This is a genomic window from Peptoniphilus hominis (ex Hitch et al. 2025), from assembly GCF_040096015.1.
In the GTDB taxonomy this organism is placed as follows: domain Bacteria; phylum Bacillota; class Clostridia; order Tissierellales; family Peptoniphilaceae; genus Peptoniphilus_A; species Peptoniphilus_A hominis.
The window spans coordinates 1-13,023 of record NZ_JBBMFO010000036.1 but is presented as its reverse complement, the minus strand read 5'-3'; the positions used below and the strand labels follow the sequence as shown (position 1 = coordinate 13,023).

Here is a 13,023-nt window from a genome sequence, read left to right as displayed (position 1 = left end):
ATTATCAAACTCCATTTGAATTATTTTTACATGAACTTAGTTTAATTTAGGTGTCGCACTTTTATTTGCAATTCATCTAATAAAATTAATTTAAAAATATTATCGAATTTATGTTATTTTTCAATTAGCTGTGTTATAATTGTTTAAGAAATTGATAATCAAATTCAAATATAAAAAAATTATTTCTTATTAAATAAGTAGGTGTAAAGATGCTTAGTTTGATAATGGCGCCCTTAAATGTTAATTTTAAGATTTTAAGAGTTAAGACTTTAAAAAATAGCAGCGTCACTGAATCCCACCTTGCAAATCTTGGTTTTGTTAAGGGAGCGGTAATAAAGGTTGTAAACGAGAACGATGGTAATTTAATTGTTTCTATTAAGGATGCAAGAGTTGCTATAGGCAAAGACATTGCAAAGAAGATTTTAGTTGAGGAGATGTAAATTTGCAAACATTAAGAGATGCAGTTGTTGGTAAATACTACATAGTAAAAAAGATAAATGGTTCAGGTCCATTAAAGAGAAGAATAATGGACATGGGCATCACAAAAAATGCTGAGATATATATAAGAAAGGTGGCACCTCTAGGGGACCCCGTACAAATTAATATTAGAAATTATGAACTCAGCATAAGAAAGGCTGATGCTGAACTTATTTCAATTGAAGAGATAGAAAAGAAGGAGGACTAAGATGGCTATTACTATTGCACTTGCCGGAAACCCCAACAGTGGTAAGTCCACTCTTTTCAACAATTTAACAGGCTCAAACCAATATGTTGGTAACTGGCCTGGTGTAACTGTTGAAAAAAAGACTGGCAAGTATAAAAAGGATAAGGAAGTTCACTTCACAGATTTGCCTGGCATTTATTCTCTTTCGCCTTACACTTTGGAAGAAGTTGTTTCAAGAGATTATTTGGTAAATGAGAGACCAGATGCAATTATTGATGTTGTGGACGCTACTAATATTGAGAGAAATTTATTTTTGGCGACTCAGCTTGTGGAACTTGGCATTCCTGTTGTCATTGCTCTTAATATGATGGATGTTGTAAGAAAAAATAATGACTTCATAGATATTAAGATGCTAGAGGAAAAGCTTGGCTGCAAGGTTGTTGAGATTTCTGCTTTAAAAAATGAAAACATTGATAAGTTAATCGAGACGGCAAAGGAAGCTGCCCACACAAAAATTACTCATTATCACGAATTTGACCCTGATATTGAAAACTACATCAAGGAAATTGAAGGCTTCAGCGTCATAAAAGAAAATCCAGCTAAGAGATGGCTTGCTGTTAAATTTTTTGAAGAAGACGAAAAAATTATCGAAGAGTATCCTCTCTATGGCAAGGAAACTAGAAGGCTAGAGGAAATTATTGAGGAAGCTGAAGAAAAATATGACGACGATGGCGAAGGCATAATCACAGATGGAAGATACAATTTTGTGTCTGAAGTAACTAAGGATGCTGTCAAAAAAGGCAGAAAGGGAATGACTACTTCTGACAAGATCGACAGGGTAGTTACTAATAGATTTTTGGCTCTTCCTATATTTATTGGCGTCATCACTTTAGTTTACATTTTGGCAATAAATTATGTTGGCGGACCTGTAACGGACTGGGTAAATGAAAAATTCTTTACAGAAATTATTGGCGAAAACTTTAGAGGTTTCTTGGAAAATGCTGGCACATCAGAATTTTTGACATCTCTTTTAGTTGATGGAATTATCGGCGGCGTTGGTGCTGTTCTTGGTTTCTTGCCAGTTATTGCTACTTTGTTTTTATTCATAGCAATCCTAGAAGACATTGGATATATGTCAAGAATTGCCTTTATCTTAGATAGAATTTTTAGAAAATTTGGCCTATCTGGCAAGTCTTTCATTCCGATTTTAATGGGAACTGGCTGTTCAGTGCCTGCCATTATGGGAACGAGGACCATTGAGTCAGATAACGACAGAAGGATGACTATTATGACTGCATCCTTTATGCCTTGCGGTGCCAAGCTAGATGTTATTGCAATGTTTGCTGCCTTCTTGGGTGGCAGCTGGTGGTATGCACCTCTTTGGTACTTTGGCGGAATCCTTGCCGTTATTGTATCAGGAATAATTTTAAAGAAGACAAAATATTTTTCAGGAGATCCTGCTCCTTTTGTAATGGAACTTCCTGAGTACCACATGCCAAGTGCCCACAATGTTTTAAAGGCAACTTGGTTTAGATGTAAGGCCTTTGTTGTAAAGGCTGGAACAATAATTCTTCTTGCAACAGTTGTAGTTTGGTTCTTGAAGAGTATTTCTGTTACAGGACACTTTATGGACTTCAATGCAGATCCTGAAGATTCAATTCTTGCAGTAATAGGAAAGGCCATTGCACCAATATTTGCTCCTCTTGGCTTTGGCGATTGGATAGCAAGTGTTGCTACAATTCTTGGACTTGTTGCCAAGGAAATTGTAGTTGGAACTTATGGAGTTCTTGCAGGCATTGGGGAAGTTGGAGCAGAAGATGCGCCAATGGTTGCACTTGTAGCTGAAAGATTTACAACAGCATCAGCCTTTGCCTTTGTTTTCTTCAACCAACTTACAGTTCCTTGCTTTGCAGCAACGGGAGCTATAAAGGAAGAAATGGGTTCAAAGAAATGGTTTGGTCTAGCAATAGGTTATCAAATCTTGTTCTCCTACACAGTTGCCTTTATGATTTATCAATTTGGCAGATTATTTGAAGGTGGATCCTTCAACCTAATGACAGCCTTGGCTATACTTGTTCTATTTATCTACGGCTATCTCCTATTTAGAAAGGATAGGTCAAAGCTAAATGAAAGGGATTTTGAAAAGAATAAGGATGAGGTGGTAAAGTATGAGTCCAATTAATATTTTAGTCGGCCTTGTTATAATTGCTGCAATTGCCCTTGCAGTTAAAAAAGTAATGCACAAAAAGAGTGGATGCGGTTGTGGCTGTGATTCATGCCACAGCACCTGCTCAGTAAATGAAAAAAAAGACTCTATGTCAAATATTGGGGAGACTCGTTAACTCGAGTCTCTTTCTTTATGTAGGCTCTATGTCAAATATTGGGGAGACTCGTTAACTCGAGTCTCTCTTTTCATTTAAAAATCAATACTTAGACGCTAATAGAATATCAAAACTAAAATAACTAAAAAACCATTAAAAATAGGTATAGCAAACAAAACCCCTAGGGGTTTTGTGAATTTTCCCATTTTCCTATCGCTACTTACATGCAAACATAATTCTTTTTCTAAATAAATTAAAATTTTTCATACCAAAACAATTTTTCTTTAAAGTTTTATCTTAGTATGTGTGCCTTCAAGAGGACCATTAGACCAAGGACAGTCAAAAGAATTGCATATTTCATCAAACCACTTATTAAAAGCAGTGACACAAGATCTAAATTCTTTTAAATTTTATTAAATATATTCTAAGAAAATCTTGAAAAAATTAATAAAATTACGCACTATAATTAAAAATGATGATTAAATGATATTAATTACCAATTTACATATAATTAATGTAATTTTCAAAAAAATATAAACACGTTTTTATATTACAAGGTCATCACTAAAGATAAGTAGAAAGGATAATTAAAATGAGTAGAAAAAAGATTTTAGGATATATTTCTGCTATTATAGGTCTCTTGTTAGTGCTTGCACCAAAATTTATAACACCAGTTTGTCCTCCTATGGAAAATGGGATGTTCATGAAATGCCATTGGATGGGAAATATGACTATGGGTATTGGAGCAGTCATTTTAGTATTAACAATCATTCTTATTGTAGTTAAAGATTCAAAAATATCTTTAGGATTATCTATTTCAAATATAGCAATTGGTATTTTAGAGATACTAAACGCTCATGTGCTTATTGGTGGATGCATGAAAGCTGATATGGCTTGCAGAGCAAAAACCATTCCACTTTGCACATTGTTGGCAGGAATATTAGTTTTAGTTAATATTTATTATTGTATTAAAGAAAGAAATTCATAATGGAATCAATAATTAAAACTGAAAATTTAAGTAAGAGTTTTAAGAGAGGTTCTAATACACTTTTTGCAGTTAAAAATGTAAACTTCACCTTGGAGGAGGGAGATTTTGTCAATATAATTGGCAGAAGTGGTTCTGGGAAGTCAACTTTTTTAAATCTTTTGTCTGGTTTATTAAAACCGACTGAAGGTAAAATTTTTGCTAAGGGCAAAGATATGAGTGATTTTTCTGATAGAGAAATTAGCAAATATAGGAATGAAGTCATAGGTTTTGTGCCACAAAGTCTAGGAACACTTCCAAATTTAAATGTTTTAGAGAATGTGTCTCTTCCTTATTATCTATTTAAAAGAGATGACTCTGCTTATGAAAAAGCAGCTATGCTTCTTGATGAGATGGGAATTTTGCATTTGAAAGATGATTTCCCTAAAAATTTATCTGGAGGAGAGCTAAAAAGAGTGCTGATAGCCAGATCTATGATTAATTCGCCGGAACTTTTGATTTTAGATGAGCCTACAAGTGATTTGGATAAAAATACCACTATGGAGATAATGGATTTATTAAAAAAAATAAATTCTAAAGGTACTGCACTTATTATAGTTACTCATGAGCTTGATATTTTAAAATATGGCAATACACTTTGCCAAATGGAAGATGGAAGTTTGATAAAAAAAGAGGGATAGAGATGAATTTATTAAAGAAAAGGACTAGCATTTTCGCAATGATAGTAATCATGATTAGCCTCGCTTTCATGCCTGCTTTTGCAGCAGAAACAAATTATGCTAACTGGGTTGAAGTCGCTGATGCTATGTCAGAACATTTACAAAAAGCTGTGGAAGTTTACAAGCCTGGAGATAAGGATGCTAAAAAAGCAGCCACAGACGCAGTTAATGTAGCTTACTTTAAATTCTATGAAAAAATTGGATTTGAAAAAACAACTATGTCTGCAATTTCAGGCCAAAGGGGTTCAATGGTTGAACATCAATTTTACAGAGCAAAAAATTCTATCAAAGAAGATGCAGACCCAAAAGAAGTTAAAGATGAAATTGATGCACTTATAACTTATCTTCATGAAGATGCTCATACTCTTGATGGAACCTCTGGAGATTCTAAGTCCAGTGGTCAAAGTCAAGAAGATGCAAACAGCCTTTCAACAGGTCAATTGTTGGGAGAGCTGCTAAAAAGATTTGGCACATTTTTTGCAGTTCTTGGACTTACACTTCGTGAAGGACTTGAAGCCATTTTAGTTGTAGCTGCCATTGCTGCATATTTATCAAAGACTAATAATAGAATTTATTTAAAAGGTGTATATATTGGAGCCTTGCTAGGCATTGTTTTTTCAGTAGTCCTAGCTGGAGTATTTAATATCATCGCCAATACAGTGGGAGAAGTTGAGTCTGGAATGGGACAAGAAATATTCGAAGGAATTGCGATGTTTCTTGCTGTTATCGTACTATTTTATGTATCCAATTGGATGCTTTCTAAATCTGAAGTTGAAGTTTGGAATAGATACATTAAAAACAAAGTTGAACAATCTGTTTCCAAGGGTAATTATTTTGCCTTATCTTTCACTTCATTCTTAGCAGTAGCAAGAGAGGGTGCAGAACTTATTTTGTTTTTCCAAGGTATGAGAACAGGCATTTCTGATAATCCAATGCATATGTGGATTGGACTTTTAGTTGCCGCCATAATACTTGCAATTGTATATTATTTAATTGCTAAAGTTTCTGTAAGGCTACCATTAAAACCATTCTTTACATTTACTTCTTGGCTAATGTTTATACTTTGCTTGTCTTTCTTAGGAAAGGGCATAGGAGAATTACAAGAAGCAGATGTAATAGGCAGAACTATAGTTCCTTGGATGAATGGATGGTCTTGTGAAGTTATAGGTATATACGATAGGTATGAAAATCTTATTCCACAAATTATTCTATTAGTAGTAACCATTGTTTCTGTTATCTATCAAAATAATAGAAACAAAAAAATTAGAGCTGAGCTTGAAGCCAGCCAAGAAAAAAAATAGGAGGGTATTATGTTAAAAAAGAAAAGTTTATTTCTTGTTGTTATGACGCTTGTGTGTGCATTAATGTTTACAGCTTGTGGTAAAAAAGAAGATACAAAAGCTAATAATACAGCTAAAACTTCTACAGAAGAAAAAACACCAGCTGAAGGAAACGAGAAAGAAGCAGGAGATGCAAAAGCTGCAGCTCCAGGAGAAGATGCAGGATTTGAAGAATTTCCAATTGGCGATGACCAAACTAAAGGACCTCTAGTAATCTCTGGTGTATATTTCCAACCAGTTGATATGGAACCAGCAGGAAACTCAATTCCTAAAGAAGAAGCTGACTGCCATATTGAAGCTGACATTACAGCATCACAAGAAGGTTCAACATTAGGTTATGGTGTTGGTGATTTTGTTCCATGGTTAAAAGTAAAAGCTTATTTACAAAAGAAAGGTTCAGATCATGTTCAAGAAGTAGCTTTCATGCCAATGAACGCATCTGATGGTCCGCACTATGGTGCAAATGTTAAATTTGACGAAGGTGTTGGCGTTTATGATGTAAAATTTGAAGTAGCTGCACCAGGCAATGACTACTTACTACACGTAGATAAAGAAACTGGTGTAACAGGTAGATTCTGGACAGAACCACTTGTTGCAGAATGGACTGACTTTGAATGGAACGGACCACAATGGTAAAATTTTGAAAATTTTTAATATTTTGAAGGGGAATTCATGTTCCCCTTATATGCATTTATGGGGGGTGAAATTATTTTAAAAATTTTTATTAAAGTTATGGAGGCGGGAATAGCCTTTTCTCTAATGATTTCTTTAATACTTGCCTATTATACAACTAAAGATAGCAAATATAAAAAGTATGTTATTATAATTTCTTTAGTTTTAGGGGTAATTGCAGCAATTGTTTCAATAATTATAAGAAATATACCTAATTTTATTAATAGAACAGAATTGAATTTCTGGTCTATGGTACCCATAGTTATCTCGGTATTTTTAATATTAATTTTTATGATATTTGAAGATAAGATAAATGCTAAAATTTATGATAATTTCATTTCAGCATCGGTTGTTGTTTATCTTGTAGGAATGTGTTTTTATTATTTACCATATGTATTTAACCAATCAAACAAATTTGTATATTATGGCGAAAGTGCTGTTTCAACTATTGTACTTTTTAGGATTTTAGGCTTTGTTTTTGGGATAATCATGATGATTTTATCAGGACTTGCCATATATAAGTCTTCAGTTAAACTTGAAGGTAAAAACTTAAAGATTATTGTTTTTTTGAGCTTGATATGCTCGGGTATCAGCCAATTTAATATCATAATTCAAAGGTTTTATTCTAAAGGGATTATTCCTAGAAATGTTAACTTTTTTAGAGTTATTGCATTTATAGCTAATCACGAAAATGTGTTTTTATTTGCAACAATGTTAATTATGATAGCTATTCCAGTAATTTTATATAAGCAAAATATTAAAGTTAATGAAGATTATAGCAATATGGCTCAGTTAAGAAAAATAAAGTATAGAATGAAGAATAAAAGACATTGGGCAATTTTTTTCCTTGTCGTTCTATTTATTAATACTTTTTCATTAACGGTTGGAAAGGCATATGCTAATAAGGAACAGGCCCTTTCACCACCTGAAGATTATCAAACTGAAAATGGAATGATTGTTATTCCTTTAAGTAGCTTAGAGGATATGCATTTGCACAGATATTTGTATAAGGCAAAGGATGGTGCACAAATGAGATTTTTCTGCATTAAAAAATCAGAAGGTTCCTATGGAGTTGTACTTGATGCCTGCGAGATATGTGGTCCATCTGGATATTTTGAAAGAGGCGATGATGTTATTTGTAAGTTGTGCGACGTTGTAATGAATAGGGGTACAATAGGTTTTAAGGGTGGATGTAACCCGATACCTTTCCCATACATTGTCCATGATAAAAAGATAAAGATTGCGCCAAAAGATCTTGACGCATTGTCTTATGTATTTAAGTAGGAGGGCTTATGTTTTGGAGAATAGTTAAAGGAGCGCTTTTTAGACAAAAGGGAAAGATGGCTCTTATTGCATTTACAGTTGCCCTTGGAGCTTCTCTTGCCACTTCAATGTTAAATACCATGCTGGGTGTTGGAGATAAAGTTAATCAAGAATTAAAGACCTATGGAGCAAATATTAATGTATTGCCTAAGGAAGCTTCCCTTCTTGATGATTTGTATGGCATGCAAGAAAAAGAGGGGCAGGTTCAAAAATATTTAAAGGAATCAGAACTTCCTAACATTAAAACTATTTTTTGGGCTTACAATATTGTAGACTATACGCCATATCTTAACACTTGGGTTTCTTGTAATAATGATTCTAAACATACTAAGATGGTAGGAACATGGTTTAATAATCATATGGATTTGCCTACTGGAGAATCAGTTGATACTGGTATGATTAGACTTAAAAACTGGTGGGAAGTTCAAGGCGAGTGGTTATCAGAAAATGATAGCGATTCAGTTATGCTTGGAAAGATTTTTGCAGACAGAAATGGATTTAAAGTTGGTGATGAAATCCAACTAAAAAGCAATAATTTAGAAAAAAAATTAAAAGTTAAGGGTATTTTCTCATCAGGTTCTGATGAAGATGCATTTATATATTCTACTTTAAAAACAGCACAAGAATTTGCTGGAGTTACTGGAGTTGTTAATAAAGTTGAAGTATCAGCTCTTACTACACCAGACAATGACTTAGCAAGAAAGGCTGCCAAAAACCCACTATCTTTAACTATTAAGGAATGGGAAGTATGGTATTGTACAGCTTATGTTTCTGCTATTTGTTATCAAATAACAGAAGTAATGACTGATTCTGTAGCTAAGCCAATTCGCCAAGTTGCAGAAAGTGAAGGAGATATTTTAAATAAGACTACTCTTCTTATGGTTTTAATTACAGTATTAACTTTGATTGGTTCAGGCTTTGGTATTTCTAATCTTATTACAGCATCTGTAATGGAAAGATCTAATGAAATTGGACTTCAAAAAGCTATAGGGGCGTCAAATGGAAGGATAATTTCCATAATTCTTGTGGAAATAATTTTGACAGCGATATTTGGAACAGTTATAGGTTACGGTGTTGGTCTGCTACTTACTCAGATTATTGGTCTAACAGTTTTTGGCTCAGCAATAGCTCCAACAGCTATGGTAGTTCCTATTGTAGCAATACTTATTATTCTTGTTACAATATTGGGTTCAATACCAGCTATAAGATACCTTTTGAATTTAAATCCAACGGAGGTACTACATGGCAGATAAACAAAGTAAAAATAAATTTTACTTAAAAATGATAATGACTTCCTTGGCAAGGAGACGTGCAAGAATGTTAACAGCACTACTTGCTATAGCTATGGGAGCAACAATTATTTCAGGGCTTGTTACTATTTACTATGATATTCCTAGACAAATGGGTAAGGAGTTTAGGTCTTATGGTGCAAATATGTTGGTAATTCCCACTAACCCTGATAAAAAAATTACCAATGAACAGTTAGATGAAGTTAAATCTTTAATTCCATCAGGAAAGCTTGTCGGTCAGGCACCCTATATTTATACAAATGCAAAAATTAATGAACAACCTTATATGCTTGCAGGTACAGATTTAAAGGGAGCGAAAGAAAATTCTCCATACTGGCTTATTGACGGTTCATGGCCTGAAAAATCGAGAGAAGTTTTAATAGGTAATGAAGTTTCAAAGGCTTTGGAATTAAAAGAGGGAGATAAAATTATTATAAATACTCCCAAAGTTAATGGAGAAGGTTCTATAGATACTAATTTTGTTGTTTCAGGAGTTGTAACAACAGGTGGTAAAGAAGAAGAACTTATTTTTATGAGTATTGATGATATTTCACAGCTTGTTAAAGACAAAAATTTTGATGTCGTAGAATATTCAATAGAAGCTGAACAAAATGATCTTTCAAAAATAGTATCAAATATTTCACAAAAGGATGGATCTCTAACTCCACAAATGGTAAAAAGAGTTACCGCCTCACAAGATATAGTTTTGAATAAATTACAAGCTCTTGTCTTCATTGTAACGATAATAGTATTATTCATAATGATGATATGTGTATCCACAACAATGATGGCAGTTGTAACTGAAAGGCGTAAAGAAATAGGTCTTAAGAAAGCTTTGGGCGCCACAAATTCGTCAGTAATCGTTGACTTTTTAGGTGAAGGAGCATTTTTGGGGGTTTTTGGTGGACTTTTAGGTGTTGCATTAGGATATATATTTGCCAATAGAGTAAGTATTTCGGTATTTGCTAGAAAGGTAAGTTTCTTGCCTCTTTTAGTACCTATGACAATTATTGTATGTATAGTAATAACTATAGTTGCATCTTTAATACCAGTATCTAAAACTGTTGATATTGATCCAGCTTTAGTGCTTCGTGGAGAATAGAAAGGAATTTTATGGATATATTAAAACTCGTAGATGTTTCAAAAATTTATGGTGAACTTAAAGCCCTTGACAAAATCAATTTAAGTGTAGAAAAGGGCGAATGGATTTCTATAATGGGTCCATCAGGTTCTGGTAAAACAACAATGATGAATATTATTGGTGCCATGGATAAACCTTCACTTGGCGAAGTTATTTTGGATGGTGAAGATATAGCAAAAAAATCACCTAAGGAACTAACAGTTATTAGAAGGGATAAGATAGGACTTATTTTCCAACAATTTCATTTAGTTAATTATTTAAGTGCTTTGGAAAATGTAATGATGTCACAATATTATCATTCTATGCCAGATGCACAAGAAGCAATGGAAGCTTTGGCTGCAGTAGGTCTTGCTGATAGAGCCAAGCACTTACCCAACCAATTATCAGGTGGGGAACAACAAAGAGTATGCATTGCTAGAGCTCTTATTAATCATCCTACAATACTTTTAGCCGATGAACCTACAGGAAATTTGGATGAAAAGAATGAATATATAGTTCTTGACATATTTGAAAAACTTCACAATGCAGGATCAACAATTATTGTTGTAACTCACGACCCTGAAGTCGGTGAAGAATCTGAAAGAATGATAACTCTTGAACATGGTAAAATTTCAAAAGAAGAAAAAATGAAAAGAAAAAGACCTGTTCTTGATTCTACAATAAAAGGCGAAAAACTTAAGGAGTTTATATGAGAAAAATTTTAAATGTATTAATAATTTTATCTTTGGGGCTTGTCCTAGTTGCTTGTGGAGGAGATAAAAAAGAAGAAGCTCCAAGCGTAAGCTATAAGGATGGCACATATCAAGGAGAATCTGCCAAGGATGAAAGAGGCGGACTTGTAAAAGTGGATATAAGTGTTAAAGACAATAAGATTGAATCTTGCACAATGCAAAACATTGATGGAGATGGAAAAGAAAAGGATGAATCTTATGGTCAAAGCCAAAATGAAGGACTATATAAGATTGCCCAACAAGCTATAAATCTTGCAAAGTCATACCCAGATATATTAGTGGAAAAAGGAAGTCCTGAAGGAGTGGACGTTATTTCGGGAGCAACAGAAACCTACAAGCAATTTATAGAAGCTTGCAACAATGCTCTTGCTAATGCAAAATAATGAAAGATTTATACACAGTTAATTTAGCAAAAAAGAATATAGAAAATAAAAAGGCAAGGTCAATTACCTTGATTTTACTTGTAGGAATTTTAACTTTTATTTTATTCATGTCTTCATTTATAATTTTTTCTCTTAAAAACGGCATGAAATCTCTATCAGATAGGATGGGAGCAGACATTATAGTAGTTCCAGAAGGTTATGATTCTAAAATTACAGGTGCAATATTAAGGGGAGAACCTAATACATTCTTTTTTGACAAGGATATATTAAATAGAGTAAAAAAAATACCAGGAGTTGAAAAAGCCTGTGGTCAAGTTTATCTAGCTACACTTTCTGCTGGATGCTGTTCTTTTCCCATTCAAGTTATAGGAATTGACTTTTCTGATGACTTTAGCGTTAAACCTTGGCTTGAAAAACAGATTAAAACTCCAATTAAAGCTGGGCAAGTTGTTGTAGGTGCTAACATTGTGGGGACTATTAATCATAAGGTTAAATTTTTTAATCAAGAATTTGAGATAAGAGGTAGGCTTGCAAAAACTGGCATGGGTTTTGATAATTCAGTTTTTATGACAATAGAAGAAACTCATAGATTAGCCAAGGAATATGAAAAGATAATTAATCATCCGGTGGCAAAAAAAGATGATATATCTTCTATTTTAGTAAAAGTTGAAAAAAACAAAGATCCAAAAACAATTCAAAAACTTATTAAAGAAGAATTTAAAAAAGAAAAAGTGTATCCTTTATTGCCAAGAAAAATAATGACAGAAGTTTCAGATTCTGCAAAAAACATGCTTGTATATGTGTATATATTGATAGCTTTGATTTGGATACTAGCTTTCTTTATTTTAAGTCTTGTAAATACCTTATCAGTTAAGGAAAGGAAAAGAGAATTTGCAACCATAAGGATATTAGGAGCAACAAAGAAAAAACTCAGTGAAGTAGTTCTTATTGAATCTATGCTAATTAATGGTACAGGTGCAGTCATAGGTTCTGTGCTTTCCTTTGTTTTAAGCATAACTTTCAATAATATATTTTCATCACTTTTGAATATGCCTTTTTTAAGGCCGAATATATTCCTTATGATTTTAATGTTAATAATAGTAATAATTTTGGGAACCTTGTTAGGACCAATATCTTCAATTATTGCTATTAATAAAATAAATAAAGTAGAATTATTATTGATGCAAAGAGATAATGATTAAAATAGGCTATTTGTCAAATTTTGGGGAGACTCCTTAACTCGAGTCTCTCTTTTTATTTAAAAATCAATACTTAGACGCTAATAGAATATCAAAACTAAAATAAGTAAAAACTATTAAAAATAAACATAGCAAACAAAACCCCTAGGGGTTTTGCGAAATTTTTATGTTTTTTATCACTACTTACAAGCAAACATAATTCTCTTTCTAAACAAATTAAAATTTTTCATACCAAAACAATTTCTCTTTAAAGTCT

At 33.0% G+C, this 13,023-nt stretch carries 14 protein-coding genes and 1 pseudogene; 14 read left to right on the top strand and 1 reads right to left on the bottom strand.

What is annotated here, in order from left to right; translation table 11 throughout:
- Positions 1-209 precede the first annotated feature (209 nt).
- From WMO19_RS08925 to WMO19_RS08910, 4 genes are read left to right on the top strand one after another with little or no spacing between them, the layout of a single operon-like run.
- Positions 210-440 (top strand): FeoA family protein, encoded by a 231-nt coding sequence (locus WMO19_RS08925; protein WP_070611990.1) that lies wholly within the window; start codon positions 210-212, stop codon positions 438-440.
- Between the two features lie 2 nt (positions 441-442).
- On the top strand, positions 443-685 hold the full coding sequence (locus WMO19_RS08920; RefSeq protein WP_070611988.1) for a FeoA family protein: 243 nt from the start codon (positions 443-445) through the stop codon (positions 683-685).
- 1 nt (position 686) lies between these two features.
- Positions 687-2,846 carry a ferrous iron transport protein B gene (gene feoB, locus WMO19_RS08915; RefSeq protein WP_349171482.1) on the top strand — a complete coding sequence of 720 codons (2,160 nt, stop codon included), beginning with the start codon at positions 687-689 and terminating at the stop codon, positions 2,844-2,846.
- Positions 2,833-3,006 carry a FeoB-associated Cys-rich membrane protein gene (locus tag WMO19_RS08910; RefSeq protein WP_349171480.1) on the top strand — a complete coding sequence of 58 codons (174 nt, stop codon included), beginning with the start codon at positions 2,833-2,835 and terminating at the stop codon, positions 3,004-3,006. Before feoB ends, WMO19_RS08910 begins: the two co-directional genes overlap by 14 nt.
- A 263-nt stretch (positions 3,007-3,269) precedes the next feature.
- On the opposite strand, the pseudogene WMO19_RS09915 reads toward WMO19_RS08910, so the two are convergent.
- Positions 3,270-3,383: pseudogene (locus WMO19_RS09915) on the bottom strand (transposase); the annotation flags it as partial.
- 194 nt (positions 3,384-3,577) lie between these two features.
- Between WMO19_RS09915 and WMO19_RS08905 the strand changes: the two are divergent.
- The 10 genes from WMO19_RS08905 to WMO19_RS08860 are packed head-to-tail and all read left to right on the top strand — an operon-like array spanning position 3,578 to position 12,770.
- The gene (locus WMO19_RS08905) at positions 3,578-3,973 is read left to right on the top strand and encodes a DUF4418 family protein (RefSeq protein WP_349171478.1); all 396 of its coding nucleotides are present in this window, start codon (positions 3,578-3,580) and stop codon (positions 3,971-3,973) included.
- Positions 3,973-4,650, top strand: a complete 678-nt coding sequence (locus tag WMO19_RS08900; protein ID WP_005953819.1) for an ABC transporter ATP-binding protein — start codon at positions 3,973-3,975, stop codon at positions 4,648-4,650. The genes WMO19_RS08905 and WMO19_RS08900 overlap by 1 nt, the downstream gene beginning before the upstream one ends.
- A gap of 2 nt (positions 4,651-4,652) precedes the next feature.
- Positions 4,653-5,990, top strand: coding sequence for an FTR1 family iron permease (locus tag WMO19_RS08895; RefSeq protein ID WP_349171476.1), 1,338 nt, complete (start codon positions 4,653-4,655; stop codon positions 5,988-5,990).
- A gap of 9 nt (positions 5,991-5,999) precedes the next feature.
- A complete protein-coding gene (locus WMO19_RS08890; RefSeq protein ID WP_349171474.1) occupies positions 6,000-6,665 on the top strand; it encodes an iron transporter in 666 nt (221 codons plus the stop codon).
- A 57-nt stretch (positions 6,666-6,722) separates the two neighbouring features.
- A complete protein-coding gene (locus WMO19_RS08885; protein ID WP_349171484.1) occupies positions 6,723-7,985 on the top strand; it encodes a DUF2318 domain-containing protein in 1,263 nt (420 codons plus the stop codon).
- An 8-nt stretch (positions 7,986-7,993) separates the two neighbouring features.
- On the top strand, positions 7,994-9,277 hold the full coding sequence (locus WMO19_RS08880; RefSeq protein WP_019124877.1) for an ABC transporter permease: 1,284 nt from the start codon (positions 7,994-7,996) through the stop codon (positions 9,275-9,277).
- The gene (locus WMO19_RS08875; RefSeq protein WP_349171473.1) at positions 9,267-10,415 is read left to right on the top strand and encodes an ABC transporter permease; all 1,149 of its coding nucleotides are present in this window, start codon (positions 9,267-9,269) and stop codon (positions 10,413-10,415) included. The genes WMO19_RS08880 and WMO19_RS08875 overlap by 11 nt, the downstream gene beginning before the upstream one ends.
- 11 nt (positions 10,416-10,426) lie before the next feature.
- Complete coding sequence (locus tag WMO19_RS08870) at positions 10,427-11,146, top strand: ABC transporter ATP-binding protein (RefSeq protein ID WP_019124875.1); 720 nt, start codon at positions 10,427-10,429, stop codon at positions 11,144-11,146.
- Positions 11,143-11,568, top strand: a complete 426-nt coding sequence (locus tag WMO19_RS08865; protein ID WP_349171471.1) for an FMN-binding protein — start codon at positions 11,143-11,145, stop codon at positions 11,566-11,568. The genes WMO19_RS08870 and WMO19_RS08865 overlap by 4 nt, the downstream gene beginning before the upstream one ends.
- Positions 11,568-12,770 (top strand): ABC transporter permease, encoded by a 1,203-nt coding sequence (locus tag WMO19_RS08860; protein ID WP_019124873.1) that lies wholly within the window; start codon positions 11,568-11,570, stop codon positions 12,768-12,770. The genes WMO19_RS08865 and WMO19_RS08860 overlap by 1 nt, the downstream gene beginning before the upstream one ends.
- Positions 12,771-13,023 lie beyond the last annotated feature (253 nt).